At 61.9% G+C, this 26,022-nt stretch carries 24 protein-coding genes and 3 tRNA genes; 21 read left to right on the top strand and 6 right to left on the bottom strand.

Translation table 11 applies throughout. From position 1 onward, the window contains the following. Positions 1-26 precede the first annotated feature (26 nt). The 3 genes from lpdA to I0K07_RS07705 all read left to right on the top strand — a co-directional run bounded on the left by lpdA (position 27) and on the right by I0K07_RS07705 (position 3,367). Positions 27-1,427: a dihydrolipoyl dehydrogenase gene (gene lpdA, locus I0K07_RS07695; protein WP_203292261.1), complete on the top strand. Its 1,401-nt coding sequence runs from the start codon at positions 27-29 to the stop codon at positions 1,425-1,427. After that, entirely contained in the window at positions 1,427-2,614 is a 1,188-nt protein-coding gene (locus I0K07_RS07700) for a hypothetical protein (protein ID WP_203292262.1), read from the top strand. Before lpdA ends, I0K07_RS07700 begins: the two co-directional genes overlap by 1 nt. A 93-nt stretch (positions 2,615-2,707) precedes the next feature. Next, complete coding sequence (locus I0K07_RS07705; protein ID WP_203292263.1) at positions 2,708-3,367, top strand: hypothetical protein; 660 nt, start codon at positions 2,708-2,710, stop codon at positions 3,365-3,367. A gap of 148 nt (positions 3,368-3,515) precedes the next feature. Here the strand turns inward: I0K07_RS07705 and I0K07_RS07710 are convergent, their stop codons facing one another. Beyond that, a complete protein-coding gene (locus I0K07_RS07710; RefSeq protein WP_203292264.1) occupies positions 3,516-5,168 on the bottom strand; it encodes an AMP-binding protein in 1,653 nt (550 codons plus the stop codon). A 266-nt stretch (positions 5,169-5,434) separates the two neighbouring features. Here I0K07_RS07710 and I0K07_RS07715 point away from each other — a divergent pair, with 266 nt between their 5' ends. From I0K07_RS07715 to I0K07_RS07735, 5 genes are all read left to right on the top strand, one after another. Further along, a complete protein-coding gene (locus I0K07_RS07715) occupies positions 5,435-6,208 on the top strand; it encodes a DUF4097 family beta strand repeat-containing protein (protein ID WP_203292265.1) in 774 nt (257 codons plus the stop codon). Between the two features lie 59 nt (positions 6,209-6,267). Continuing rightward, positions 6,268-7,590, top strand: coding sequence for a polymer-forming cytoskeletal protein (locus I0K07_RS07720; RefSeq protein WP_203292266.1), 1,323 nt, complete (start codon positions 6,268-6,270; stop codon positions 7,588-7,590). A gap of 68 nt (positions 7,591-7,658) precedes the next feature. Further along, positions 7,659-10,097, top strand: coding sequence for a M1 family metallopeptidase (locus I0K07_RS07725; RefSeq protein ID WP_203292267.1), 2,439 nt, complete (start codon positions 7,659-7,661; stop codon positions 10,095-10,097). A 22-nt stretch (positions 10,098-10,119) separates the two neighbouring features. Next, complete coding sequence (locus I0K07_RS07730) at positions 10,120-10,635, top strand: DUF6702 family protein (protein WP_203292268.1); 516 nt, start codon at positions 10,120-10,122, stop codon at positions 10,633-10,635. Between the two features lie 97 nt (positions 10,636-10,732). Continuing rightward, on the top strand, positions 10,733-11,065 hold the full coding sequence (locus tag I0K07_RS07735; protein WP_238934678.1) for a twin-arginine translocation signal domain-containing protein: 333 nt from the start codon (positions 10,733-10,735) through the stop codon (positions 11,063-11,065). A 3-nt stretch (positions 11,066-11,068) separates the two neighbouring features. Here the strand turns inward: I0K07_RS07735 and phaC are convergent, their stop codons facing one another. Beyond that, positions 11,069-12,970, bottom strand: a complete 1,902-nt coding sequence (gene phaC, locus I0K07_RS07740) for a class I poly(R)-hydroxyalkanoic acid synthase (protein WP_203292270.1) — start codon at positions 12,968-12,970, stop codon at positions 11,069-11,071. 83 nt (positions 12,971-13,053) lie between these two features. Here phaC and I0K07_RS07745 point away from each other — a divergent pair, with 83 nt between their 5' ends. The 11 genes from I0K07_RS07745 to I0K07_RS07795 all read left to right on the top strand — a co-directional run bounded on the left by I0K07_RS07745 (position 13,054) and on the right by I0K07_RS07795 (position 19,774). Further along, positions 13,054-13,392, top strand: coding sequence for a hypothetical protein (locus I0K07_RS07745; protein WP_203292271.1), 339 nt, complete (start codon positions 13,054-13,056; stop codon positions 13,390-13,392). Positions 13,393-13,440: 48 nt separating this feature from the next. Continuing rightward, positions 13,441-14,394 carry a class II fructose-bisphosphatase gene (glpX, locus tag I0K07_RS07750; RefSeq protein ID WP_203292272.1) on the top strand — a complete coding sequence of 318 codons (954 nt, stop codon included), beginning with the start codon at positions 13,441-13,443 and terminating at the stop codon, positions 14,392-14,394. A gap of 17 nt (positions 14,395-14,411) precedes the next feature. Further along, positions 14,412-16,262 (top strand): single-stranded-DNA-specific exonuclease RecJ, encoded by a 1,851-nt coding sequence (gene recJ / locus I0K07_RS07755; protein ID WP_203292273.1) that lies wholly within the window; start codon positions 14,412-14,414, stop codon positions 16,260-16,262. Positions 16,263-16,328: 66 nt separating this feature from the next. Continuing rightward, a tRNA-Glu gene (locus I0K07_RS07760) sits at positions 16,329-16,403 on the top strand. Positions 16,404-16,495: 92 nt separating this feature from the next. Then, on the top strand, positions 16,496-16,918 hold the full coding sequence (locus I0K07_RS07765; RefSeq protein ID WP_203292274.1) for a hypothetical protein: 423 nt from the start codon (positions 16,496-16,498) through the stop codon (positions 16,916-16,918). A gap of 101 nt (positions 16,919-17,019) precedes the next feature. Continuing rightward, on the top strand, positions 17,020-17,523 hold the full coding sequence (locus tag I0K07_RS07770; RefSeq protein ID WP_203292275.1) for a 6-pyruvoyl trahydropterin synthase family protein: 504 nt from the start codon (positions 17,020-17,022) through the stop codon (positions 17,521-17,523). A gap of 335 nt (positions 17,524-17,858) precedes the next feature. After that, a complete protein-coding gene (locus I0K07_RS07775; protein WP_203292276.1) occupies positions 17,859-18,383 on the top strand; it encodes a cold-shock protein in 525 nt (174 codons plus the stop codon). A gap of 252 nt (positions 18,384-18,635) precedes the next feature. Beyond that, on the top strand, positions 18,636-19,190 hold the full coding sequence (locus I0K07_RS07780; RefSeq protein WP_203292277.1) for a DUF192 domain-containing protein: 555 nt from the start codon (positions 18,636-18,638) through the stop codon (positions 19,188-19,190). A gap of 40 nt (positions 19,191-19,230) precedes the next feature. Continuing rightward, positions 19,231-19,307: transfer RNA gene (locus tag I0K07_RS07785), tRNA-Pro, on the top strand. Positions 19,308-19,362: 55 nt separating this feature from the next. Continuing rightward, complete coding sequence (locus I0K07_RS07790; RefSeq protein ID WP_203292278.1) at positions 19,363-19,668, top strand: ETC complex I subunit; 306 nt, start codon at positions 19,363-19,365, stop codon at positions 19,666-19,668. A 29-nt stretch (positions 19,669-19,697) separates the two neighbouring features. Beyond that, positions 19,698-19,774, top strand: a tRNA-Arg gene (locus I0K07_RS07795). A 127-nt stretch (positions 19,775-19,901) separates the two neighbouring features. On the opposite strand, the gene metC is transcribed toward I0K07_RS07795, so the two are convergent. Genes metC through I0K07_RS07810 form a run of 3 tightly spaced genes read right to left on the bottom strand, consistent with a single transcriptional unit; the run spans position 19,902 to position 22,881 of the window. After that, a complete protein-coding gene (metC, locus tag I0K07_RS07800; RefSeq protein WP_203292279.1) occupies positions 19,902-21,053 on the bottom strand; it encodes a cystathionine beta-lyase in 1,152 nt (383 codons plus the stop codon). A gap of 2 nt (positions 21,054-21,055) precedes the next feature. Then, entirely contained in the window at positions 21,056-21,880 is an 825-nt protein-coding gene (locus tag I0K07_RS07805; RefSeq protein ID WP_203292280.1) for a sulfurtransferase, read from the bottom strand. After that, positions 21,877-22,881, bottom strand: a complete 1,005-nt coding sequence (locus tag I0K07_RS07810; RefSeq protein WP_338041044.1) for a cysteine synthase A — start codon at positions 22,879-22,881, stop codon at positions 21,877-21,879. Before I0K07_RS07810 ends, I0K07_RS07805 begins: the two co-directional genes overlap by 4 nt. 99 nt (positions 22,882-22,980) lie before the next feature. Between I0K07_RS07810 and I0K07_RS07815 the strand changes: the two genes are divergently transcribed. Next, positions 22,981-23,583, top strand: coding sequence for a DUF6134 family protein (locus tag I0K07_RS07815; protein ID WP_203292282.1), 603 nt, complete (start codon positions 22,981-22,983; stop codon positions 23,581-23,583). Here the strand turns inward: I0K07_RS07815 and I0K07_RS07820 are convergent. Continuing rightward, positions 23,580-25,040: a cryptochrome/photolyase family protein gene (locus I0K07_RS07820; protein WP_203292283.1), complete on the bottom strand. Its 1,461-nt coding sequence runs from the start codon at positions 25,038-25,040 to the stop codon at positions 23,580-23,582. The two genes, I0K07_RS07815 and I0K07_RS07820, sit on opposite strands and share 4 nt — an antisense overlap. A gap of 132 nt (positions 25,041-25,172) precedes the next feature. Between I0K07_RS07820 and kdsA the strand changes: the two genes are divergently transcribed. After that, complete coding sequence (gene kdsA / locus I0K07_RS07825) at positions 25,173-26,021, top strand: 3-deoxy-8-phosphooctulonate synthase (protein WP_203292284.1); 849 nt, start codon at positions 25,173-25,175, stop codon at positions 26,019-26,021. The last annotated feature ends 1 nt before the right edge of the window (position 26,022 follow it).

A 26,022-nucleotide genomic window follows, 5' to 3' on the forward strand; every position in this document is an offset into this window, starting at 1 on the left:
TTCGCATGCAAACAAAGAGGCCTGCCATGAGTTCCAATGCCTTCGACGTGATCGTGATTGGTGGTGGGCCCGGGGGCTATGTCGCCGCGATCCGTGCGGCCCAGCTTGGTTTCAAGACCGCTGTGGTCGAGCGCGACAAGCTCGGCGGGATCTGCCTGAACTGGGGCTGTATTCCGACGAAAGCGCTGCTGCGCTCGGCGGAAGTCTACCATCTCATGCAACATGCTGCGGATTTCGGTCTGAGCGCCGAGAAGATCGGCTTTGACATCCAGGCCATTGTGAAGCGGTCCCGTCAGGTCTCCAGCCGTCTGACCGGCGGAATCGGCATGCTGATGAAGAAGCACAAGATCACGGTCATTGAAGGCACGGCGAAACTGGAAAAGGGCGGCGACGCCCCCAAAGTCGTGGTCGGCAAGGACAGCTACACGGCCAAGCATGTGATTCTCGCCACCGGGGCCCGGGCCCGCACCATTCCGGCGGCCGGTCTGGAGCCGGATGGCGACAAGATCTGGACCTATCGCGAGGCCATGGTGCCGGATGCCATGCCGAAATCCCTCCTGGTCATCGGATCGGGAGCGATCGGGATCGAGTTTGCCAGCTTCTACAAGACGATGGGCGCGGATGTGACGGTGGTGGAAATGATGGACCGCGTCCTGCCCGTGGAAGATGAGGAAATCTCGGCTTTCGCGGCCAAGAGTTTCAAAAAACAGGGTCTCAACCTGATGACCGGCGCCCAGGTCGAAAAACTCGACAAGTCCGGCAAGACGGTGAAGGTCCATGTGAAGACCTCCAAGGGCAAGACCGAGATTGTTGAGGTCGAGAAGGTCATCATGGCCGTCGGTATTGTCGCCAATATCGAGAATATGGGCCTGGAAGCGCTGGGCGTGAAAATCGACAGCGGCCATGTCGTCAATGATGGGTATGGCCGGACCAATGTAAAAGGCCTCTACGCGATCGGCGATGTCGCCGGTCCGCCCTGGCTGGCGCACAAGGCCAGCCATGAAGGCGTGGTCTGCGTCGAGAAAATCGCCGGCCAGGATGTCCATGCCTTCGAGACGGGCAATATTCCGGGCTGCACCTATTGCCATCCGCAGGTGGCCTCGGTCGGTCTGACCGAAGCCAAGGCCAAGGAAGCCGGACATGACGTGAAGGTCGGCCGCTTCCCCTTCGTCGGCAATGGCAAGGCGATCGCGCTGGGCGATGATCAGGGGCTGGTGAAGACCGTGTTCGACGCCAAGACCGGCGAGCTCCTGGGTGCCCACATGGTGGGGCCGGAAGTCACCGAGATGATCCAGGGCTATGTCGTCGGCCGCCAGCTGGAGACCACTGAGGCTGAGTTGATGCACACCGTCTTCCCGCACCCGACCCTGTCGGAAATGATGCATGAGAGCGTGCTCGATGCCTATGGGAAGGCGCTCCACATTTAATGCGTTCTGTCCTTGAAAGCTCTTTGTGGGTGCTGATCGTAACCCTGGTTCCGATCCTTATCAGCATCATCGCTTATTTCCGGCCAAACGAGCGGGCGGGGTTTGTCCATTTATGGCGTGAACTGGTCCAGTGGTTGGGCGTGCGAAATGACAAGTTCTCGATAGATATTCTCACGCGGTTTGACATTCCCGATATCCGCAATGAGGTGCGCTTTTTTACGGAAGGTGGCCACGGCGCACGTCTGAACGACATCAAAACCGCCTTGCGACCGCGCGCGGATAGACACCCGATAGCGCATGATGAGGAGGCGGTGAGGATAACCGCCAATATCGTCCGCGAACGTATTGAGCGTGGTCAGACCTGCGATAATAATGGCAGCTTCGCCTGCAACGGGTTTCGCGTCGAACGCCGGGATTCCGGGCCTCGCACTAACCGTTACACATTCTTTTTTGAAGAGACTGATTTCTATCGTTTTCTCTATCCCAATCTGTGCCTCGACGAAAAAATTGACTTCGAGAACGGTCGAGCGACACCGCGCCAGCGCTATGGTCTGGACCGATCCGTCCTGTCGCTGGACGCGGCTTATGATCTGGATTGCCAGTTTCGGGGCGGAACGACGGGTGTTCTGCTCACATCGGACAATGCCGTCATCTTGTCCTTGCGATCGGCAAGCCAAGCGATTGTTCCTCATGGCTTCCATCTTTCCGTGGCAGAAGGCATGTACCGGTCGCTTCAGGACCCGTCGGCCAGCGATTGTTATCACCGAGAGCCCAATCCTTTCATCACGATCCAGCGGGCGATGGGCGATGAGCTGGGCCTGCTGAGGAAAGAGGTCGCTGATACCGATCTCGAATTGCTCAGCGTGGTGACTGATACACTCCGCGCCGAGGCCCTTTTCCTGTTCTTCGGTGTGCTGCCCTTGGACCGGTACGCGGTAGCTCAGCGTTGGATGAATAGTGCGGAGGACCGTCACGAGAACCGCGATATTGTTATGCTCGATTGGAAGCGGATGAATATCCAGCGCTTGTTGGAGGGGGCTGACACGTTTGAATTCCCGGTCTTCTCGGCACGCGAAGGGAAAACGGTTCTTTTGAAATTCGGCCCTTCCGGCATCAATTTCGCATCCAATCATGCGCGCGCGGGCATGGCATTTGCCTATCAGCGCTCCTTCGGCGTGGGGGCCTGACCGCTCTGTCCGGTGCTTGGAACTGAAACCTTGCATCCAAAACGGCACCGGCATGCATCCCAGGAGCAAAATCATCTTTGTGAGGATGCTCCGATGAAACATGCCCTGTTCTGCGCCGCCGCCCTGATGTTGCTGCCGGCTTGCACCTATTCCGTCTCCGGCCATGCCGAGAACCGCTCTGTGGAGAGTGCGGGCGTGGTCGCCTCCCGCAATGTGGATGTTCCGGGTGATGCCGAATTTGCCGGCATGATCGTGAATGCCCAAGGCGATATTGGCCGGGATCTGGAACTGGCTGGTGCCAGCGTCCGCTCCAGCGCCAATGTCGGAGGGAATCTGATCGCCGAGGGCGCGCGGGTGCGCTTCACCGGAACGGTGGGTGGCGATGCCGAGATTGCCGCGGGCACGGCCTATCTCAATGCCCGGATTTCAGGGAATACGGAAATTGCCGCTGGCCGCGTCACCCTGGACGGCGAATTGGGTGGCCGTCTGGACATGGATGCCGGCCACATGAATCTCCGTGGCACGGTCATGGGGCCTGTCGCCATCCGCGGCCATGGCCGCAATGACGAGCATAATGGCCGTGTTGAACTCTCCGGCCGCCTGGCCCAGGGCGGGATGATCTGCGCCGCCGAGGTGGAAATTCGCCGCACGGCCCGGATTGAGGGTGATCTTCTGGTCATCGCCGATACGCGGCCGGCCGGTGACGGTTTCCGCTATGAACCGCTCAATGGGCGCGATTGCGACCGGGTCTGACCCCGCACGAATTTCGGGACCCGGCGGGCAGGCCGTCTTCCCTAGGCCAAGCCGGTTCCGTCTCCCTCACACAACCGGCCAGTTCTGTCACCGGGTCCCGAATCCATAAAAAAAGCCCGCCATCCGGCGGGCTTTTCTCTTCGCGGAATTATTCCGCCGGTTCGGGGGCCGGTGCCGGGGTTTCCGCCATCATCGCCTCGACCGTTTTCTGGACCGTGCCATAGTCGGTCTTGCCCGTGCCGAGGACGGGGATGCTGTCGACATGGATGATCTTGCGCGGGATGGCGAGATCGGAAATGCCGTGATTGCGGGCAAAGGCCACCAGATCGGCGCGGTCGGCCTTGTCGTAATCGGTCAGCAGGATGACCTGCTCGCCCTTGCGCTTGTCCGGAATGGCCGCGGCGGCGTGCATATTGTCCGGCCAGAGCGAGGTGGCGCAGTTTTCGACCACGGCCAGGGAGACCATTTCCCCGCCCAGCTTGGCAAAGCGCTTCACCCGGCCGCGAATGCGCAGGAAACCGTCCTCATCGATGGAGACAATGTCGCCGGTATCGTGCCAACCGCCCTCGGGCGCTTCCAGCGCGAGCGGATTGGTCGGCCGGATATAGCCCTTCATGATGTTCGGGCCCTTGATGTGCAGCTGTCCGCCATCATCAATGCCTTCAACCGGGACCAGCTTGGCCTGGCAGCCCGGCATGAGCTGGCCGACCGTGCCCGGACGATTGTTCTGGGGCTGGTTGACCGAGAGGACCGGTGCGGCCTCGGTAAGGCCATAGCCTTCCACGATCTCCAGATTGAACCGCCGGCGCAGGGCCGAGCGGGTTTCGTCCTTCACGCGTTCGGCGCCGCACACCGCAAAGCGCAGGGAGGAGAGATCCCCCTCATCGGCGGCCCGCGCATACTGGTTCATGAAGGTATCGGTCGCGAAAAGAATGGTCGCCTTGGTCTCGGCGATCCGCTTCACGATCGTCTTGGCCTGCAGCGGGGTGGGGTGGCAGATGGCCGGTACACCCAGGCCGATCGGGACCAGGACACCGCCGGTCAGACCGAAACAGTGGAAGGTCGGCAGCGGGTTGAACAGGACGTCGGTGGGCAGGATCTTGATATGGTCGCGCACCTGCTCGACATTCGCCAGAAGATTGGCGTGGCTGAGTACGACGCCCTTCGGGTCGCCCTCCGTGCCGGAGGTGAAGAGATAGACGGCCGGGCTGTCCGGGTCCGGGTGCGAGCGGACCAGGCCGGGCAGGACCGTGCCCACGGCGGCCGCGATCTTGTCCATCAGGGACAGGTTCTCGCGCACATCTTCCAGATAGATCAGCTCGTGATCCTTGGCGAGTTCGGCTTCGAGCTCTTCCAGCTCACCCAGCTCGATGAAACGGTGGGCGGTGATGATCTTCTTGGCCTTGCACGCCCGGCAGGCGGCTTTCAGCGCGCGCTCACCGGCCGTGAAGTTCAGCATGGCCGGAACGCGACCATAGGCGGTCAGGGCGTAAAAGGAGATGATCGCACCGGCACCGGTCGGCAGCAGCACGCCAATCGCTTCGCCAGGCTCGGTGCCCGCCTTCAGGGCATGGCCCAGGGCAAAGGCAGCCTTGGTCAGGTCGTTGAAGCTGACCTCGCGGCCGTCTGCATCGATGGCGGCGATCCGCTTGCCGCCATAGCGCGACTTGGATTCCAGCATGGACGCGAAGACGGATTTGCGGATCCGCTTCAGGTCGAATGGCGCACCATGAAAAATTTCACCTTCGGAAACAGGCGTTTCGGAAGCCGGTGCCGAGCCGGCAGCTGATGTCTCAGCCATGTCATCCTCCCATCACGCCTCGTACTGGAGGCGTTTGTCTTTGGACTGATATTAGCCGCGGCTGACGCATAGGGAAGGCTTGTCTGTAGCACGCGGTTGAGGGCGGGCGGCCGGCATCTCGCTTTTCATAAAGGATTTATCGAAAAACGGAAAAACTTCTTGATATCGTTTTTCGATAATGTATTCTGCGACTCAACGCTGGGGAGCGTAGGTCCGATGCAAAGAACCGCCAAAAAGGCGGCGGGCCGTGAGTAACGGAGACATAAATGGCCAAGTTCTGGCTTGCGGCAACGGCCCTGTCCGGCGCGCTTTTGACCTCGGGATGCGTGATCGTTGTCGGCGATGATGATGACGGCAATAAAATGCGTCACACCACCCGCTCGTCCGACGGATATATCGTGCTGGACCGCGATGGTGATTACAGCCGGTTGAGCGGTGATCTGAAACTCCGCGGCCGCCTGGGTGGCGATCTCAGCCTGGTGTCCGGCGATGTCGAAATCGACAATATGAATATCGGCGGCGATGTCTCGATCGCGGCCGGTGATGTGGATTTCACCGGTTCGGTCGATGGCGAGACGTCCATTGCCGGTGGTGATGTGAATTTCAACGGCCGCGCCGGTGATGAACTCAGCTTGGCGGCAGGCGATCTTGATGTGCGCGGCCAGATCGATGGCCGGGCTGCCCTGGCGGCTGGTGACATGCTGCTGGAAGCCGCGTTCAACGACGGTCTCACCGCGTCGGCCGGTACCATGCGCATGTCCGGCGAAGTCCATGGCCGCATGGTGCTGACCGCTATCAATGAAATGCGCCGCAACCGGGATTATCGCGGGGATGAAGGCCGTATCGTTTTCGATGGCAACGCCCATGATGGCGGTGAGATCTGCGCGATCTCCGTCGTCTTTGAAAGCGGCGCCCGGATCGATGGACCCTTGGTGGTCTATGCCCAGGACGAGCCGGATGTTCGTTCCGGTGCGCAAGTTCCGGGCCTTGAATACCGTCCGCGCAACCGTCGCCATTGCGACGACCTCATCGACGATTAGGGCCAATCGTCAGTTTTCAATTCACGACCTGAAGCCGGGGGGCACAGGGAGATAAAGTGATGAATATCAAGCGTTATGTGATGGCCTTGGGGCTGGCCATCGGTCTGGGGACGTCTGCCGTCTCCGCTCAGATGATTGGTGGTGAAGTCGATATCGACGGTCACCGGTCCGATGTCATTTTCCTCGGTGGCGAACTGACCGTTCGCGGTGATGTGCAAGGCGATGTCGCTGCGCTGGCCGGGGAAGGGGATATCGACGCCAATGTCAGTGGTTCGATCAATTTCCTCGGCGGTGATCTGCGGATTCGCGGCACGGTCGGTGACGAGATTGAAATCGCCGGTGGCGATGTCGAGATTCAGGCCGATGTCGGTGGCGATGTCGCCGTGGCCGGTGGTGATGTGAATGTCTCAGGCACGGTGGGCGGTTCGCTGTCGGCCGCAGGCGGTAGTGTCGAAATTGACGCCATCGTCGAAGACCGGGCGCATCTGGCCGGCGGTGCCATCCGCGTGTCCTCGGCCTCGCAAATGCGGAACGGTGTGGAACTGGCCGGTGGCGAGGTTGAGCTTCATGGCCTGATCGATGGTGATCTGGACGCGGAAGCGGCCGAGATTTCCATCGCCGGCACGATTACCGGGAATGTCGAGATCCGGGCGGAAGAGGTCTACATCCTCGACACGGCCCGTATCGATGGCGTTCTGGAAATCCGCAGCCCTGTCGAGCCGGTCATTGCCCCCAATGCCCAGATCGGTGATCTGGATTACCAGTTCGAGGCGTTCAATTTCGGCGCCAAGCACTGGGACGATATCGACATCGAGATCGATGGTCCGTGGGAACTGATCGGTGCCCCCTTTGCCTTCCTGGGCTTTGCCATTCCGGGTGCCGCCCTGCTGCTGGGCTTCCTGGCTGTGGTGATGGCCCCGAACGGGATCAGCCGTGTGGCACGGACCTTCCGTCGTCAGCCGCTGGTGTCGGGTTTTGTCGGCTTCATCGCCTTCGCCTTCTCGCCGGTCATGCTGGTTGTCCTGACCGTCCTGCTGGCGATCACGGTGATCGGCGTCGTTCTTATCCCCTTCCTGTGGGTGCTGTTCTGGCCCTTCCTGCTGCTGTGCCTGGGCATGGGTGCCATGGCGGTCGGTGATCTGATCTTCAATCGCGATCCGGAAACGCCTCTGGGCCTGGGCATGCGCCTTCTGTCCCTGCTGCTGGTTCTGGCCGGATCTGCAGCACTGGGCGTGATCCCGGGGCTGGGTGCGATTGTCGGCCTGTTCCTGGTCTTCATCGGGTTCGGAGCGTGGATGCTGTCCCTGGGCCAGAAAGAACCGGTCGCTCCCGTGTCACCGGGTGGCACCATGCATCATGACAATACCGTAACGCAGGGGTGACGCCCTGAGGACTGCGCGCTACTTGTTCCCCATACTGGGTTTCGACCCTGGGAAAATTGGGGAACAAGATGCGTAGTTTGAACCTGATCGTTCTGGCTACAGCGGCTGCGACCTTGAATGTCGCGGCCGCTCAGCCGAACCAGCAGACCGTCAATGATTGGCGCGATGCCTTCCGTCAGCTTGAGGACGAGGATTGGCCGACGCCGAACCGCGAACGCCGGGCCACCGGTGCGCCGGGGCCGGATTACTGGCAGCAACAGGTCGATTACGACATCGATATCCGCCTCGATGAAGACGCCAAGCACCTCTATGGCACCGAGACGGTCACCTATACCAATAACGCGCCGGATACGTTGGACTTCCTCTGGTTCCAGCTGGACCAGAACCGTTTCCGCCCCGATTCGATCGCGGTCATGACGGAAACCGTCGGCGGGGGCGGGCGTTCGGCCAGCCGCACTGGCGGAAGTGATCCGGAAGGCGTGTCCGCTTCCTCCGTACGCCGCCGTCAGCAGATTGCTGAAAACGGCTATGGCCACAACATCACCGGTGTCACCGACGCGAATGGCGAGCCGATGGACTTCACCATCGTCGACACGCTGATGCGGATCGATCTGGATGATGTCCTGAGCACGGGTGACAGCGTCACTTTCACCATCGAGTGGGATTACCGCCTGGTGGAGACCCAGGTGATCGGCGGCCGCGCCGGCTGGGAATGCTTTGAGGAAACCGAAGATACCGGCGGCGATTGCATCTACCAGATCGCCCAATGGTTCCCGCGGGCTGCGGCCTTCTCTGATTATGAAGGCTGGCACAACAAGGCCTTCCTGGGCCGCGGCGAGTTCGGTCTGGAATTCGGTGATTACGAGGTTTCCATCACCGTGCCGCAGGACTTCATCGTCGCCGCGACCGGTGAGTTGCAGAATGCGGACGAGGTCCTCAACCAGGTCCAACGGGACCGTCTGGAAGAAGCCCGCACGGCCGATGAGCCGGTCTTCATCGTGACGCCCGCCGAAGCCCGCGCCAATGAGCGCCGGGGCACGCGCTCCAGCGCCACCTGGGAGTTCCGCGCCGAGAATGTCCGCGATTTCGCCTGGGCCGGTTCGCGCAAATTCATCTGGGACGCCGTGGGTGTCGAACAGGACGGGCAGGGCGATGCGCCGGACCTCGTCATGGCGATGTCCTTTTATCCCAATGAGAGCGAGCCGCTCTGGTCGACCTTCTCGACCCGGGCTGTCGAGCACACCCTGGACGTCTACAACAGTTTTGCCTTCCCCTATCCCTATCCGGTCGCGCAATCGATCGCCGGTCCGCAGGGCGGGATGGAATATCCGATGATCACCTTCAATGGCGGCACCTATGGCCGTCCGGTGACGGATGATGATGGCAATCTGACCTATTCCCTGGGCTCCAAGCGCGGCCTGATCGGCGTGATCATCCACGAGATCGGCCACATCTATTTCCCGATGACGGTGAACTCGGATGAGCGTCAGTGGACCTGGATGGATGAAGGCCTGAACTCCTTCCTGCAATTTCAGGCCGAGCGTCAGTGGGAAGAGGATTTCCCGGTTCGCCGTGGCGATCCGCACTCCATCACCTCCTACATGGTGTCCAACAACCAGATGCCGATCATGACGCAGTCGGATTCGATCGTGCAGTTCGGCCCGAATGCCTATTCCAAGCCGACGATCGCCCTGGTCATCCTGCGCGAGACCGTGCTGGGCCGGGAGCTGTTCGACGAGGCTTTCCAGACCTATGCCGAACGCTGGCGTTTCCGCCGCCCGACGCCCTATGATTTCTTCCGCACGATGGAAGAAGTGTCCGGCGTCGATCTCGACTGGTACTGGCGCGGCTGGTTCTATTCCACGGACCATGTCGACATCTCGTTGGACCGCGTGTTCGAGGGGACATTCAACACCGAGAACCCGGAAATCGAAAACGCCCTGGCTGCGGCCGAGGCTGACGCGGCACCGGAAAGCCTGACCCAGGCCTCCAACCGTGAAGCGGGTCTGTCGACCTATGCCGAGCGCAATCCGGAAGTCGTGGATTTCTACTCCCGCACCGACGCCAATATCGTCACCAACCGTCAGGCAGAGGCCTATGAGCGTCTGCAGGGCGAGCTGGATGAGTGGGAAGCCGACATCCTGAATTCCGATGAGCGGATCTATTATCTCGACTTCACCAATGAAGGCGGTGTCGTGATGCCGATCATCCTGGAATTCACCTTCGCGGATGGCGACACGGAAATCGTCCGCATTCCGGCCGAAGTCTGGCGCTATAACCCGGACAATGTGACCTGGACCTACATGACCGACCGACAGGTCGTCAGTGTGGAACTGGATCCGTTCTGGGAAACCGCCGATGCCGACCGTTCGGACAATTACTACCCGCCGCGGATCGAGCCGACCCGGCTGGAAGTCTACCGGTCGTCCAACTCGACGCCGTCGAACCTGATGGGCGACATGGATCAGCGGGTCAGCCGCGATTCCGTGCGGACCCGTCCGCAATAGTCCGCAAGGACAAGGAGAGCGCATGCGCAAGCTTCGGCTTCGCACCTGGATGACCGTTCTGGCGGGGATGCTGCTTCTGGCAGCCCCCGCCAGTGCGCACCGCGTCCATGCCGGCGTGACCGAGATTTCGGTCAATCCGCGCACGGGTGAGATGGAAGTCATCCATCGCGTCTATGGTCACGATCTGCTTGAAGCCGTCGGTGAAGAGTCAGAACCGGCGGAAACCTGGCTGCAGACCGAGGCCGGTCTGGCGGCGATCGGCGAGTATGCCGCGACCTATTTCCGCATGGGTGACAGTGCCGGCAATCTGATCGATCTGACCTATATCGGGGCCGAGGCAGATGGCGAATTTGCCTGGATCTATTTCTCCGCACCGGCACCGGACAGCCAAGCGGAATTCATCGTCGACAATGATTTGCTGGCCGACCATTTCGATGATCAGGTCATGATGACCAATCTGCGCTTCAATTCCCTGGTCCGCACAGCCATGCAGGGCCCGGGGCGCCGGGCGCCGGTACGGGTCAGCTTCGAGCGCTGATCCGCACCTCCCCCGAACAGGGTATCGCCTGGTTGCAAATTGTGACTATGCTGGCCCCCGGACATGAAGGGGATAGGGCATGGCCAAGAAAACACCCATGAATCGACGTTCTTTCCTGACCCGGGTTTCCGGGGCAGGCTTGATGGTGGGCGCTGGCGCCGTGATTTCCGGCTGTGCCACCAATCCCAATTGTTCCGGTGTGACGGATCGGGATTACGGGCGCTATGCCGACCGTGCCGGATGTGGACGCGGGCCCAATGCGCCACGTGCGCCGCAACGGACGCAACAGCCGAGATCGGTGACGGATGTGGATCCGGGGGATCCGGTCAATGGCGGGCGGGGCGGATCGCGAGGATCTTGCACGGACAGCGATGCGCCGCACACGAATAACCGGACAGACCCTGCCGGACGCGGACAGCGCTGCCGCTAAGCGTCAGGGCGTGCTCTTCAGCCGTTCGTCCGAGCGCACCATGACATTCTCGCCCGGCGCATCGCGCAGGGGTTTGAGATCGCCGGCACCCGGCTCGCGGGCCGGGACATCCTCGCCCGCGCGCTGATAGAGCCAGTCGCGCCAATCCTCCCACCAGGATCCGGGGTGCTCGGTCGCATTCTTGACCCAGGTTTCAACCTTGGCCGGCAGCTTGTCATAGGTCCAATGCTGGTACTTCTTGGCGTCCGGGTGATTGATCACCCCGGCAATGTGACCGGAACCAGCCATCAGGAAGCGCACCGGCCCGCCGAACAGTTTGGCGGCACGGTAGACGGAGGGGTAGGGGGCGATGTGGTCCTCGCGTGAGGCCTGCATGTAAACCGGCGTCTTCACGCTGGACAGGTCGATCTTGTGACCATCCAGTTCCAGCTCGCCCTTTGCCAGCTTGTTCTTGTGATAGAGATTGTCGAGATACCACAGGTGCAGGGCCTTGGGCATGCGGGTCTGGTCAGCATTCCAGAACAGCAGGTCGAAAGCCTGCGGTTGGCGTCCGAGCAGGTAATTGTTGACGACGAAGGACCAGATCAGATCGTTCGAGCGCAGCAGGTTGAACGTGTCCGCCATGGAGCGGCCATCGAGAATGCCGCCCTGGCTGTCCATGATCCGCTCGATCTCGCCAAGCCAGTATTCATCGACGAAGAGGCAGAGATCGCCGGCCTGCTCGAAATCGGTCTGGGCGGCAAAGAAGGTCGCCGAGGCGATCCGGTCTTCATGCCCGTCTGCCTTGAGCCAGGCCAGCGCCGTGGCGAGCAGGGTTCCACCCACGCAATAGCCCACGGCATTGACGCTCTTTTCGCCGGTCGCTGCTTCGATCGCATGCAGGGCGGCGAACAGGCCTTCATGCATGTAATCGGAGAAGGTCTTGTCCTTCAGCTCCGGCCCCGGATTGACCCAGGAAATCAGGAAGACCGTGAAACCCTGGCTGACCAGCCAGCGGATCATCGAATTATTCTCCCGCAGATCCATGATGTAGAATTTGTTGATCCAGGGCGGCGCGATCAGCAGCGGGCGCTTCTTCACCGTCTCGGTGCTCGGCGCGTACTGGATCAGCTCCATCACATCATTCTGGAACACCACCTTGCCCGGCGCGGTGGCGAGATCCTTGCCGACCTCGAACCCGTCCATATCAGTCTGGGTAAGGGCGAGCCGGCCATGGCCGGCTTCCAGGTCCTTGAGTAGATTCTGCAGGCCGCGAGTGAGATTCTCGCCCTTGGATTTCCAGGTTTCGCGCAGGACTTCCGGATTGGTCAGGGCGAAATTCGTCGGCGAGAGCGCGTCCGTCATCTGCTTGGTGAGGAATTCCACCTTGCGGCGCGTGCGCTCGTCCACGCCGGGCACGGACTGGACCAGGCCGAGCATGAAATGCTGGTTGAGCAGATAGGATTGCTTGATCGCCGAGAAGAGTGGATTGGCGCTCCAATCCTCGTCACGCCAGCGCTTGTCACCTTTTTCCGGCTCGATCACCGGATCGGCTTCACCGGCCATCACCCGCTTGGTCGTGTTGGACCAGAGATCGATATAGCCCTTCATCAGATCGGCTTGGGCCCGCATCATCAATTCGGGCTGGTTGGCGATCTTCGCCCAGACCTCATTGAATTCCGGAGCGGCGTGGAACGGGTCGGCATTGGGCAGGACAGGGTCACCTTCCAGCGCCTTCTGCATGACATCGCTCATCAATTCCTGCGACATCAGGGAGGCTTGCATGAGATTGCGGGACATGTGGTCCAGCGTTTCCATCTCCGCGTCGGAGAAGGCGGACCAGGCGTCCTGTGCGGATGAAGCCTTGTCCTGCGTCTTTCCGGTATTGCTGCGTGTCTTGGTGTCGGTATCGGACGGGCTCGCCATGGCGAATCCTTGTTCTTCGCGGGTGACTCAGGCAGGCAACAGCGTATAGAAAGCGCAACGCGCGTCCAGCGCGAGGAGTCGCCATGCATCGCTTTGTCACGCTTGTGATCCTGTCCGGACTGATGACCGGCTGCGCCGCTTCCGGCCTCGTGGCCGATGAAGCCGACCGGCCTGACTGGGTTCAAGACCGTCTGGCGGACGGGGATAGACGGGATGCGCCCACGGTGGTACCGGTAACATCGCTTTCACCAGAGGAAGCCCATGCGCTGGACCGGGAAGCCCTGCGACTGATCCAGGCGCGTGAGCAGCTGGATGAAGAGGCCAACCGCCTGATCCGGGAGCCGGGTCAGTCCAGCGCCGATGAATTCGTCAATGAGGGGCAGGCCCGCACCACGCCCCCGCAGGACGAGACAGGACATTGATCAAGACGGACCTGTCCCGGGGGGACCGGTCACTACCGGAGACATGAGATGAGCGATACGAATGCCTTAAGCAGCCTGGCCTTTGCGGCTGTCCGCGCGGCCGAAGCTGCGGCTGTGGCCGCGTCCGACTGGATCGGCAAGGGCGAGAAGGAATTGGCTGACCAGGCCGCCGTGGACGCGCTGCGTACCGGTCTGAATGCCATGCCCATGCAGGGCCGTATCGTGATCGGCGAGGGTGAGCGCGACGAAGCCCCCATGCTCTATATTGGCGAGGAAGTCGGCACCGGCGAAGGTCCGGAAATCGACATTGCGCTGGATCCGCTGGAAGGCACCTCGCTGACCGCCAAGGGTCAGGCCAATGCCCTGGCCGTGGTCTCCTTCGCCCTGCGCGGCGGCCTGCTGCACGCGCCGGATACCTATATGGACAAGATCGCGGTGGGCCCCGGCCTGCCGGCCGGTGTCATCGATCTCGATGCCAGCCCGGAAGAGAATGTGAAGAACCTGGCCAAGGCCAAGGGCGTCGACGTGTCGGAAATCACGGTCTGCGTGCTCGAGCGCGAGCGTCACCAGCCGATCATTGATGGCGTAAAGGCGGTCGGTGGCCGTGTCCGCCTGATCCCCGACGGCGATGTCGCCGGTGCCATGGGCGCGGCCGGTCTGGGTGTCGGTGTCGACATGTATATCGGCCAGGGCGGTGCGCCCGAGGGCGTGCTGGCGGCTTCGGCCCTGCGCTGTATCGGTGGTCAGATGCAGGCCCGCCTCGTTTTCCGCAATGAAGACGAAAAAGCCCGCGCCACCCGCGTCGGTGTGACCGATTTCAATCGCAAATATGATCTGTCCGAGCTGGCTGCCAGCCATTGCCTCTTTGTGGCAGCGGGTGTCACCGATGGTGACCTCGTGGACGGCGTCACCAAATCCGGTGGTCTGGTCAATACGCATACGCTTCTGCTCGACTCAGCGGATTATTCCGTGCGCCGCATCCGGACCGCCCGTCCGGCCTGAGTTGATGCCGAGGGGATATGACGACCACGACGAGCGATGATGTCCTGGACGTGACAGCGGCCCCTGCGGCCGCTGTTGCCCCTCCGGCGGCCGAGGCCCTTCTGGGCGTGGAAACCTCGCTGTGCGGGCGCAAATGGTGCCTGCGCGAGGCCGATGAAAGCGCCGCCACGATCATTGCCCGGCAAATGCAGATTCCCGACGCCCTGGCCCGCGTGATCGCGGGGCGGGGCATTGCGCCAGAAAACGCCCAGGCCTTCCTGACCCCGCGTCTGCGTGACAGCTTCCCCGACCCGTCCAGCTTGGCCGATATGGATCTGGCGGCGGCCACGATATGGGATGCGCTGGAATCCGGGCGCCGCATGGCCCTGTTCGCCGATTATGATGTCGATGGCGCCACCTCCGCAGCCCAGCTCTGGCGGTGGCTGCAGCATTTCGGTCATGAGGCGGAGATCTATATCCCCGACCGTATCGAAGAGGGCTATGGCCCCTCGGCGGCGGCGTTTGAAACCTTGCGCGAACGCGGTGCCGAGCTGGTTGTCACGCTCGATTGCGGTGCCGCCGCCCATGAAGCCCTCAAGCATGGCGCCGGGATCGGGCTGGATATTGTGGTGATCGACCATCACCTGATGGATCATGATTTCCCGCCCGCCGCCGCCCTGGTCAATCCGAACCGGCCTGATGACACATCCGGCTGCGGTCATCTCGCCGCGGCGGGCGTGACTTTCGTCCTGCTGGCGGCCCTCAATCGCGAAGGCCGCCGCCGCGGCAAGATCACGCCGGACAATGAGCCGGACCTTCTGCAATGGATCGACCTGGCCGCTCTGGGCACGGTGTGCGATGTCGTGGCCCTGACCGGTATCAATCGCGCCTTGGTGGCCCAGGGACTGCGTGTGATGGGCCAATGGCAGCAAACCGGCCTGAAGGCCCTGGCCGACGTGTCCAGCGTCGAGGGCGAGGCCTCCACCTATCATGCCGGTTTCCTGCTCGGCCCCCGGATCAATGCCGGCGGCCGGGTAGGCCGGTCCGATCTGGGCGCGCGCCTGCTGACGACCGAAGATACTGCACTGGCCGAAAGACTGGCCCGGGAACTGGATTCCCTCAACGCAGAACGCCGCGCGATAGAGCAGGACGTGCAGGAGGCGGCTCTGGCGCAGCTGGAGCGTCAGGGCAGCGACCGGGCGGTTCTGGTCGCCTCGGGTGAAGACTGGCATCCCGGCGTGATCGGCGTCGTGGCAGGCCGGCTGAAAGAGAAGTTCTCCAAACCCGTCATCATCATCGGCCTCGATCGCAAGACCGGCAAGGGTACCGGCAAAGGCTCCGGACGCTCCGTACCCGGCGTCAATCTGGGCGGTGCGATTTCAGCGGCCCGCGAAGCCGGCTTGCTGATCGCCGGCGGCGGACATGCCATGGCGGGCGGGCTTACCGTGGAGGCTGACCGCATCAATGAGCTGGTCGCCTTCCTGGATGAGCGCCTGGCGCCGGAACTGGCTGCGGCGGGGGATGCCATGGCCCTGCAGCTGGACGGCGTGCTGAGCGCCGCTGGCGTGACCGTGGAGCTGGCTGAGCTTCTGTCCCGGGCCGAACCCTATGGCCAGGCCAATCCGGAGCCCCGCTTCGTCCTGCCGCGCATGCGGGTAGGGTTCGCCAAACGGGTCGGCAAGGATCATGTTCGCTTCACGCTCAAGGACATGGCCGGAACACCGGTCCAGGGCATTGCCTTTCGCTGTGCCGATGAGCCCATGGGTGAAGCACTGCTGAAAGCGGGCGAGGGGCTCTTCCATGCCTCCGGCCGCATAAAACTTGATACCTGGCAGGGGCGCCGGAGGGTGCAACTGCAATTGGATGACCTGGCCACTGCACAAGAGTGACGTTTTTCCGAAATTCCTGCTTGCCAGCCGTCTCGAGCTTTCTTATACGACGGCCCTCATCGCCGCGGGCCCTTCGTCTATCGGTTAGGACGCCAGGTTTTCAACCTGGAAAGAGGGGTTCGATTCCCCTAGGGCCTGCCAGCGGTGCTTGAACTCCCAACATCAATATTCCTTGTTCGGAACAGCAATTGCTGTTTTCCTCGCTGGGCTTGCTAGCTTGGATGGGGTGCGGTTTGAACCCGTATGCGCGGTTTCTCGAAATAGCTCTGAAGACGCTCCTGGGACTTCAATTCCTGTTCGGCATTTTCGTGCTGACCAGTCTGATCCTCGACACGCTCGATCCGCAGAACACCATGCTCGGCCTGCCCACGGCCCAGGCTCTCCAACTGGAGCCGGACTGGCTCCGTTTCGCGATTGCAGGTCGGGAAGCCAGCATTGCGGTGACCGTTGGTCTGGTTTTCCTGACCGGGTATCGCATGGCGCCTCTGGTCAGTTTCGGGATCGCCTTCGTGCTGCGCGTGGCCATGTGGTTCGAATTCACGGGTAATCCCATTTACGAGGGGTTTTCACCGGACTGGATTTTCTTCCTGGTCGATGCGCTTGTGCTATCGCTGTTGCTGCGCCGCTGGCTGCTTGATCAGAAACTGGTCAGCTAGACGCGCCTGGATGCTGCAGATTTGCGATTGCAGGCGTGGCAGGCTATAGGCGCTCTCCGCCCGGCGAAGCTTGGGCAAGCAAGGTTCAGGAGTGCACGGGCATGGCCCATCTTTCCACCAAATCCTATGGCAATGAGCGTGGCCTGACCTGTTGTTCGCGCCAGTGGGCGGCGGACAGTCATTGCAATCTCCTGCATGGCTATTCCTTCGGCTTCCATTTCGTGTTCGCGGCGGAACAGTTGGACAAGCGGGGCTGGGTTCTGGATTTCGGCAAGGGCGGTTTCGGCCTGATCAAGGCTTGGCTGCACGAAATGTTCGATCACACCCTGCTGGTCGCTGAAGATGATCCGGAGCGGCCTACGCTGGAAGCGCTGGGCGCGAAGGGGCTGGCCGATGTCCGCATCGTCCCGGGTACGAGTTGTGAACGCATGGCGGAATTGGCCTTCAACAAGGCTGATGAGATTGTCCGTCAGGCGACGCAGGGACGATGCTGGGTGGAATCCGTGGAATGTTCGGAACATGGGTCCAACAGCGCGATCTACCGCTCCAGCGAGGCCGTGGAGCGCGCCGCGGAGAGCGATCGACTCAGAGCGCAGCTCGATTGATCCGTCTGCTGGCCGGTTTTTTGAATTTTGATCGCTGAAACCGACACGCTCTGCGCGCATTACGGCAGCCTTACCGTTAAGTGAACACCGGTCACTCGCTTATTTTTCGCGTATCAGGCGAAAATTTTCACTTTTAATTAACTATGAATAATCTCATCAGGTAGCGGATGACAATTGTATGAACCCCAACATATTGTGGGTTTTCCTTTGAGAATGGCTCTCAACACCTAGATTTCGAAGTCTTTCTAAGCAACTAATTGGTGGAATCGGCTTCTCTCGGTTTTGATATTTGGCTATAAAAACTTCTCTTGAGGGTTGTCTAAGCGAGTGAAGTTATGGTTCTGGCTCACGAGGTTTTTGAAGACACTGAAGTTCTTCAATTGGAGGGCCGCGTTAAATGGTATGATCCTGCACGCGGCTACGGTTTCATCGACGCGGAGGACGGGCAGGGGGATATCCTGCTTCACGCCAGCTGTTTACGGCGGTTCGGACAGGGACCGGCGCTTCCCAACGCAAAAATCATCTGCAAGGCCGTCAATGGCGACAAGGGTCGCCAGGCCGTGGAACTTGTCGAGATGACGGGCGGGGACAGCGAGGCGGCCAGCCGTCCGCGGCGTTTTCATCCCTATGCTGTCTCCAATGCACCATTCAGTCAGGCCGTCGTGAAGTGGTTCGACCCGCTTCGGGGCTATGGCTTCGTGAATTGTGTCGAGATCGAAGGCGATGTCTTCCTCCATGCCGCCACACTGCGGCGTGCGGGCCTGGAAGATGTCCAGCCGGGCGATCCGCTGGAGGTTCGCTGCGTGGAGGGGCCCAAAGGGGCGCTCGCAGCGGAAATCAAACCGGTTTCGGCAGGCTGATCGCGCCTGTCCTGTCCCGTTCCCTCCGGGACATCTTCAACGGCCGCGGCTGAGCCGCATGGCCGTTCGGCCCGGGTCGGATCGGCGACCTGGGGCCGGCCAAGCTGTAACGGGTCTTTCCAACCGGAGAGACCCGTTTTTTTGTCCCGGCAGAAGCGGCGCAAACCCGCCCGGCCAGTCGTGCTGCACAAGGCGCATTCCGGTTGCGCGAAAGCATTGCACCGCCCGCAGGCTGGGGCTAGCTTCGCCGCCATGCGTACTTTGATCCTTCCGCTTTTCATCCTGGGCCTGTCCCAGCCGGTCTGGGCCCAGACGGAGACGCCTGTCGATCCGACAGCGCAAGAAAGCCTTGTTGAATTCGGCGGTCCCGAACCGGTCATTCTGGCATCCGGGGAGCAGCGCTTCACCGTGATGGCGGAGCTGGCGACCACGCAGGAGCAGATGCAGCGCGGCCTGATGTGGCGCGAAGAGGTTCCGGCCGGTACTGGCATGCTGTTCCACTACAACCCGCCGCAGCGCGCCTCCATGTGGATGGAGAACACGCTGGTCGATCTGGATCTGGTCTATATCGATGAGGCCGGCACGATCGTGAAGATCATTGCTTATGCCCAGTCCGAATCGCGCCGCAGCCTGCCGGCCAATGCCAATGTGGCGGGCGTTCTGGAACTCGCGGCCGGTCAGGCCATCGAGCTGGGCCTGCGCCCCGGTGACACCGTCCAGCATGCCATTTTCGGCAATGTCGAAGCCGAAGCGGCTCCGGTCGCCGAAGAGCCCGCTGCAGAGGATGCATCTGAGGATACGCCTTAGGCTTGCCTAAAGACGGGCGCGCTTACATAAGGGCGCTGAACGGAGCGTGGCGCAGCCTGGTAGCGCATCTGGTTTGGGACCAGAGGGTCGCAGGTTCGAATCCTGCCGCTCCGACCATTGCCAGGACGGGCCGAAACGGTCCACGACTGACGGGATTGAACGGGAGAGCCGCATGTTTGCGAAAATCTATCGTCCGGCACGCAATGCCATGCAGTCCGGTCGCGGCAAGATGAAGAACTGGGTGCTGGAATTTTCGCCGGAAATGGCTCGCAAGCCGGATCCGCTGATGGGCTGGACCTCCAGCTCCGACATGCGCAGCCAGATCAAGCTCAAGTTTGAAAGCCAGGAAGAGGCCGTGGCCTATGCCAAGCGCCAAGGCATTCCCTTCCAGCTGGTCGAGCCACACGAGCCCAAGCGGTATGAAAAATCCTATGCCGACAATTTCTCGGCCGACCGCAAACAGCCCTGGTCGCACTAGGCTCGACAGTCTTCCGCCACACGGCATCCGCCTCCGTAGCTCAACCGGATAGAGCGCCCGCCTTCTAAGCGGATGGTTGCAGGTTCGAGTCCTGCCGGGGGCGCCATTTCCCGATCTCACGGCAATTCGCTTCGCTCACGCCTCCGATGGGGCGGCGCATCAGGCGCCGGCGCGCGGTCGCGCTTGCGCGCCTTTTGGCGCGGGTATGATGACGCGCCAAAGCGTACAGCGCCTCAGCCGTTCGCCGCCGCAAATCCCTTTTCCAGATCTGCGATCAGGTCTTCCGGGGCTTCCAGGCCGATGGAGAAGCGGATCAGCGCGCCCTCATGCTTGTGGGCGGTTTGGGTGCGCTTCAATTGCGGGTCGCAGTGGATGGCGAGGCTTTCGAAACCGCCCCAGGAAAAGCCCATGCCGAAGATATCCAGGGCATCCAGGAAGCGTTCCGAGCGCGGGATATCCCAGCCGGGGAACTCGACCGAGAACAGGCCGCACCCGCCAGAAAAGTCCCGTTTGAACAGAGCATTCTGTGGGTGATCTTCATGTGCCGGATGAAGAATTCGGCCGACCTCGGGCCGGGTTTTCAGCCAGGCGGCCAGCGTCATGGCGGACTGGAAGCTGCGCTCCATGCGAACGGCCAGGCTGCGCATGCCGCGCAGGGCGAGATAGACATCGTCCGGACCGGTATGAAAACCGAAACTGCGCTCCGTGCTCTGCAGGCGCTGGAACAGCGCCTCGTCACGGGCGACGACGGCGCCCATCAGAAGATCCGAATGTCCGCCGATATATTTGGTGAGGGCCTGGGCCGCATAATCCACACCCAGCTGGAGCGGTTTCAGCGTCAGGCCTGCACTCCAGGTATCGTCGATAATGGTGATCACGCCCTTTTCCCGCGCCACTTTGGTAATGGCGGGAATGTCCTGCAGCTCCATGGTCAGACTGCCCGGGCTTTCCAGCAGGATGGCCTGGACATCATCCGTGATCAGGTCCGCGATCTGGGCACCCATGTCCGGGGCAAAGAATTCGGTCTTCACACCGAATTTCGGCAGGACCGTCGTCAGGAAATTGCGCACCGGGCCGTAGATGCAATCGGCCGCCAGCACACGGCCGCCCGCCTCAACCGAGGCCAGGATGGACAGCGTATTCGCCATCAGTCCCGACGAGGTCAGCGCCGTTCCGGCACCGCCCTGCAGGCCTGACAGCGCGTCGCGCAAGGCATTATGGGTTTCCAGTCCGACCCGGCCGTAATGCGTGCGGCCTTCAGGGAAATTGTAGAGCGTCTCGGCAGACGGGGCGAGCATGGTCGAGCCGCGCGCCACGGACGGGTTGATCTGCCCGCGTTCATCATGCGGGCGGCCGAGGCGTGTCAGCTGGGTTTCGTCTTTCATGGTCACTCTTCATCCGTGTGGATCGGTGTGTCGGTACGGCGGCCCCATTCGGACCAGGACCCGTCATATACGGTCGCGACCCGGCCTTCGCGTTCCAGGGCCAGGGCGAGGATGCAGGCGGTCACGCCCGATCCGCAAGTGGTGATGACGGGCGCGTCCGGATCAAGGCCTGCCGCGGAGAAGGGCTCGATCTCGCCATGCGGGTGCCAGTCCGCATCCAGTAATTGCCCGAAAGGGAGGTTCAACGCTCCGGGCATGTGCCCGCTGCGCATGCTGGCGCGGGGCTCGGCCTGTTGCCCGGAAAAACGGCCTGCCGGACGGGCATCCAGCACGGCGTGGGACTTCGTCTCGATAGCCTCGAGCACCCCAGCCCGGTCGGTGACACGGTGAGGCTGGAAGTCTGCCGTGAAGTCTCCGGCCGGCCAGATCGTGGCTGGCGCTGCGTCGACCGGCCCACCCGCTTTGATCCAGGCGGGCAATCCACCGGACAGGACGCGGACCCGTTCAAATCCCATCGTGCGGAACATCCACCAGACCCGCGGCGCGGAGAAAAAGCCGATCCGGTCATAGACGATCAGCGTGTCATCCTGTTTCAGGCCAAGACCGCGCGCATGACGCTCGAACACGTCTGGTGCCGGCAGCATGTGCGGCAGATCGCTGGCCTCATCCTTGACCGTGTCGATATCGAAGGGGCGGGCGCCGCGGATATAGCCCTCGGCCCGGTATTCCGGCCCGCCGCTGAAGGTCCAGCTGGCATCGAGAAAGACCGTGCCGGGCTGATTGTGCAGGGCGACGGCCTCGGCTGCGGTGATGATCGGATCGGTCATGTGTCCAGCCAGGCCGGGTAGGGCAGGCCCTTCTCCTTGAGAAAGGCGACATTGAACAGCTTCGACTGATAGCGCGAGCCATGATCGCACAGCACGGTCACAATGGTGTGGCCGGGACCCAGATCGCGGGCCAGACGTTTGGCACCGGCGATATTCACACCCGAGGACGAACCCAGGCACAGGCCTTCCTCGGTGATCAGGTCGAAAATGATCGGCAGGGCTTCCTCGTCCGGGATGCGGTAGGCCTTGTCGACCACAACATCCTTGATGTTCGCCGTGATCCGGCCCTGGCCGATGCCTTCGGTGATGGAGGTGCCTTCCGATTTCAGCTCGCCATGCGCGAAATAGCCGTAGAGCGCCGCCCCGCCCGGATCGGCAATACCAATCTGGATGTCCGGGTTGAGCGCCTTGAGTCCATCGGACACCCCGCCCAGCGTACCGCCGGAGCCCACAGCACAGATGAAACCGTCCAGCTTGCCATCGGTCTGCTGCCAGATTTCCTGCGCCGTCGTGGCAGCGTGGAAATGCCGGTTGGCCGTATTGTCGAACTGGTTGGCCCAGATGGCACCCTTGGGCTCGCTGGCATTCATGTCCTCGGCCAGCACACCGGAATAGCGCGCATAGTGATTGGGGTTGGAATAGGGGACCGCATCCACTTCGATCAGTTCAGCGCCCAGAAGCCGGATCGCATCCTTCTTTTCCTGGGTCTGGGTGCGCGGCATGACGATCACGACGCGATAGCCCAGCGCACGGCCGACCAGCGCCAGACCGATACCGGTATTGCCCGCCGTGCCTTCCACGATCGTGCCGCCCGGTTTCAGCGAGCCATCGGCCTGTGCAGCGCGTATGATGCCGAGCGCAGCACGGTCCTTGATCGAACCGCCCGGATTGAGAAATTCTGCCTTGCCGAGGATTTCGCACCCGGTCTCCTCGGATGCCTTGTTGAGACGGAGGAGGGGCGTGTGACCGATCAGGTCGATGACGGAGGCTGCAGCGGACACGATTTTGCTCCCAAAGGCTCTCGATTGAGTGCCTATGTCGTCCAGTGGACCGGAAAATTCAATGCGCGAGGCATCCATTTGCACATTCGGAACGTATCCATGAGCATGAAACACGCGATTGTGAGCCTGATGGCCGCCCTCTGGCTGGCCCCTGCCAGCGCCTACGCCGATACCCCGGATGACATCGTGTTTGATGTCTACCGCAATGGCACGCCCTTCGGTGAGCATGTTGTCCGCTTCCGCGAGCTGGGGGACGGAGAGTTGGAAGTGGATGTCGATGTCCGCCTCCGCGCAGGCTTGGGGCCGATCACCCTGTTCCGCTACAGCCATGATTCCCGGGAAATCTGGCGGGATGGGGAGCTGGTCAGCCTGATTGCTGAAACCTTCAATGATGGCGAGGAGACGGGTGTGACGCTCTCGGGAGGCGATTTGCCGGTCCTGCCTCTGTCCAGCCATTGGCGCGGCTATGACCCGCAGCTGGACCGCGTGTTCAACACCGAGACCGGCGAGCCGATGGATGTCGAGATCGAGGATTTCGGGATCGAGACGCTGCAGACGCCGAATGGTGCGGTGCAGGCCCGCCGGATCCGGATCACGGGAACGCTGACGGCCGATCTCTGGTATGACGAGACCGGCCGTTGGGTCGGATGTGCCTTCCAGGCGCGCGGGCAGGATATCCGCTACGTGCTCCGCAACGACTAGGCGACAGCGGTTTTCATGCTCTGATAGGCTTCCAGCGCCCGTTCCCGGCCTTCCTTGAGGTCGACGACGGGACGCGGATAGGACTTGCCCAGCACGATACCCGCCCGCAGCAATTCACCCTCGGACGCCTCCCATGGCGCGTGGATGTGACGGTCCGGCAGACTGCGGAGTTCCGGCACGAATTTACGCACATACTTGCCCGACGGATCGAATTTCTCGCCCTGGGTGGCCGGATTGAAGATCCGGAAATAGGGGGCGGCATCGGCACCGGATCCGGCAACCCATTGCCAGCTGGCCGCATTCACCATCGGATCAGCATCGACCAGCGTGTCCTCGAACCATTTCATGCCGTCACGCCAGTCACAGCCGATATGCTTGATCAGATAGGAGGCGGCGATCATCCGGGTGCGATTATGCATCCAGCCGGTCTGCCAAAGCTGACGCATGGCGGCATCGACCATCGGGACACCGGTTCGGCCCTGTTTCCAGGCTTCCAGCCCTTCCGCATGGTCACGCCAGGGGAAATGGTCGAAATCCCGGTTGAAATTGATCGTGCGCAAATCCTCGAAATGCCAGGCGAGATAATAGGCAAAATCGCGCCAGCCGATCTCGGCGAGAAACTTGTCGGCGGCCTTGAACTGACCCGTGGACTCCGCCTGCAGCTTGACCCGGTGCCAGACCGCGCGGGGAGAGATTTCGCCCCAAGCCAGATGCGGGGAAAGGCGGGAGGTTTCATCCAGGTCCGGCCGGTCGCGATGGGTGGGATAGTCCGCCAGATCTTCGGCCAGGAAGGCATCGAGCTGTTTGTGGGCCGCCGCTTCACCCGGGGTCCAGCGCGGTCCGAACGCTGTCGCCCAGTCCGGCTTGCTCGGCAGAAGCCCCCAGTCTTCCAGATCGGTGCCGGGGCAGTCCGGGCCCTTGGGAAGGCTCTCAGGTGCAGGCAGGACATCCTTGGGCGCCAGATCCTTGAGCGCGGCGCGCCAGAAGGCGGAGAAGACCTTGTAGGGCGCCCCGGAGCCGTTGAGCAGTTTAGGCGGGTGGACCAGGGTGACGCCCTTGAAGCCGCGCGGCGTGATGCCCTCATCCTTCAGACTGTCGGCGATGCGGGTGTCACGCTCGTTCTGGCAAGGCCATCCGGTCTGGTTCCAGAACACTTCAGCGACGCCCAAACGGGTGGCGATTTCGGGAATGACGACTTCCGGATCGCCATCATGAAGACTGATTGCCCGGCCGCCCCGGGCTTCGATGTCCGCATTCAGGGCCGTCAGGGAATGGTGCAGCCACCAGTCGGACGCTGCGCCCGGAGAATATCGGTGACCCGTTTCCAGATCGCGCACGTAGACACAGACGAGCGGTCGCCCGGAGCGTATGGCGGCGTGCAGGGCCGGATTGTCCGCCAGGCGGAGATCGCGTCGGAACCAGAGGAGTGCAGGCGCGGTGGCCGGGGGAGTTGCCATTACTGTACTGTCGCTTGATAAGGGTCTTGCCTGTCTACGACCCCGATCCGATATCGGATCAGACCGGACTGCGATCCCCTGAACGGGGGAGCGGCCTCAACCGCGGAACGCAGTCGCGAAGGAGAATGTGAAGTGAGCCAGCCCAATTCCGTGATTTCCGTCCCGCGTCCGGGACGCGATCCGATCCAGATCGGCAATGACAAGCGCCTGACCCTGATTGCGGGTCCGTGCCAGCTGGAAAGCCGGGAACATGGTCTGGAAGTGTCCGGCCGGCTCAAGGAAATCGCGGACCGTCTGGACGTGGGCCTGATCTACAAGACCTCTTATGACAAGGCCAATCGCACCTCGATCTCCAGCGCGCGCGGCATGGGGCTGGATGCCTCGCTTGCCGTGTTCAACGAAATTCGTGAGACGACCGGGCTTCCGGTGCTGACCGATGTGCACACCGCCGAACAGGCGACGATCGCCGCTGAGGCCGTCGACGTCATCCAGATCCCGGCCTTCCTGTGCCGCCAGACCGATCTTCTCGTCGCCGCCGCCAAGACGGGCAAGGTGATCAATGTCAAAAAGGGCCAGTTCCTGGCGCCCTGGGACATGAAGAATGTCCTGGCCAAGGTGACCGAGGCCGGCAATCCGAATGTGATGGCCTGCGAGCGCGGTGCCAGCTTTGGCTATAACACCCTGGTTTCCGACATGCGGTCCCTGCCGATCATGGCGAGCTTCGGGGCTCCGGTCGTGTTCGATGCGACCCATTCGGTGCAGCAGCCGGGCGGTCAGGGCACCACATCGGGCGGTCAGCGCGAATTCGTGCCGACCCTGGCACGGGCCGCCGTGTCGATCGGCGTTGCCGCCGTCTTCATGGAAACTCACCCCGATCCGGACAATGCCCCGTCTGACGGTCCGAACATGGTTCCGCTGGACGAGTTCGAAGCCCTGATCGGACGCCTGCTGGAATTCGACCAGCTCGCCAAGGGCTACTGAT

Origin of the sequence: Maricaulis parjimensis (genome assembly GCF_016817355.1) — a bacterium.
Lineage (GTDB): Bacteria > Pseudomonadota > Alphaproteobacteria > Caulobacterales > Maricaulaceae > Maricaulis > Maricaulis parjimensis.

Bases quoted from the DNA above. Each gene is read 5' to 3' on its own strand.
- lpdA (WP_203292261.1), top strand. From the start codon at position 27: ATGAGTTCCAATGCCTTCGACGTGATCGTGATTGGTGGTGGGCCCGGG.
- I0K07_RS07700 (WP_203292262.1), top strand. From the start codon at position 1,427: ATGCGTTCTGTCCTTGAAAGCTCTTTGTGGGTGCTGATCGTAACCCTG.
- I0K07_RS07705 (WP_203292263.1), top strand. From the start codon at position 2,708: ATGAAACATGCCCTGTTCTGCGCCGCCGCCCTGATGTTGCTGCCGGCT.
- I0K07_RS07710 (WP_203292264.1), bottom strand. From the start codon at position 5,168: ATGGCTGAGACATCAGCTGCCGGCTCGGCACCGGCTTCCGAAACGCCT.
- I0K07_RS07715 (WP_203292265.1), top strand. From the start codon at position 5,435: ATGGCCAAGTTCTGGCTTGCGGCAACGGCCCTGTCCGGCGCGCTTTTG.
- I0K07_RS07720 (WP_203292266.1), top strand. From the start codon at position 6,268: ATGAATATCAAGCGTTATGTGATGGCCTTGGGGCTGGCCATCGGTCTG.
- I0K07_RS07725 (WP_203292267.1), top strand. From the start codon at position 7,659: ATGCGTAGTTTGAACCTGATCGTTCTGGCTACAGCGGCTGCGACCTTG.
- I0K07_RS07730 (WP_203292268.1), top strand. From the start codon at position 10,120: ATGCGCAAGCTTCGGCTTCGCACCTGGATGACCGTTCTGGCGGGGATG.
- I0K07_RS07735 (WP_238934678.1), top strand. From the start codon at position 10,733: ATGAATCGACGTTCTTTCCTGACCCGGGTTTCCGGGGCAGGCTTGATG.
- phaC (WP_203292270.1), bottom strand. From the start codon at position 12,970: ATGGCGAGCCCGTCCGATACCGACACCAAGACACGCAGCAATACCGGA.
- I0K07_RS07745 (WP_203292271.1), top strand. From the start codon at position 13,054: ATGCATCGCTTTGTCACGCTTGTGATCCTGTCCGGACTGATGACCGGC.
- glpX (WP_203292272.1), top strand. From the start codon at position 13,441: ATGAGCGATACGAATGCCTTAAGCAGCCTGGCCTTTGCGGCTGTCCGC.
- recJ (WP_203292273.1), top strand. From the start codon at position 14,412: ATGACGACCACGACGAGCGATGATGTCCTGGACGTGACAGCGGCCCCT.
- I0K07_RS07770 (WP_203292275.1), top strand. From the start codon at position 17,020: ATGGCCCATCTTTCCACCAAATCCTATGGCAATGAGCGTGGCCTGACC.
- I0K07_RS07775 (WP_203292276.1), top strand. From the start codon at position 17,859: ATGGTTCTGGCTCACGAGGTTTTTGAAGACACTGAAGTTCTTCAATTG.
- I0K07_RS07780 (WP_203292277.1), top strand. From the start codon at position 18,636: ATGCGTACTTTGATCCTTCCGCTTTTCATCCTGGGCCTGTCCCAGCCG.
- I0K07_RS07790 (WP_203292278.1), top strand. From the start codon at position 19,363: ATGTTTGCGAAAATCTATCGTCCGGCACGCAATGCCATGCAGTCCGGT.
- metC (WP_203292279.1), bottom strand. From the start codon at position 21,053: ATGAAAGACGAAACCCAGCTGACACGCCTCGGCCGCCCGCATGATGAA.
- I0K07_RS07805 (WP_203292280.1), bottom strand. From the start codon at position 21,880: ATGACCGATCCGATCATCACCGCAGCCGAGGCCGTCGCCCTGCACAAT.
- I0K07_RS07815 (WP_203292282.1), top strand. From the start codon at position 22,981: ATGAGCATGAAACACGCGATTGTGAGCCTGATGGCCGCCCTCTGGCTG.
- I0K07_RS07820 (WP_203292283.1), bottom strand. From the start codon at position 25,040: ATGGCAACTCCCCCGGCCACCGCGCCTGCACTCCTCTGGTTCCGACGC.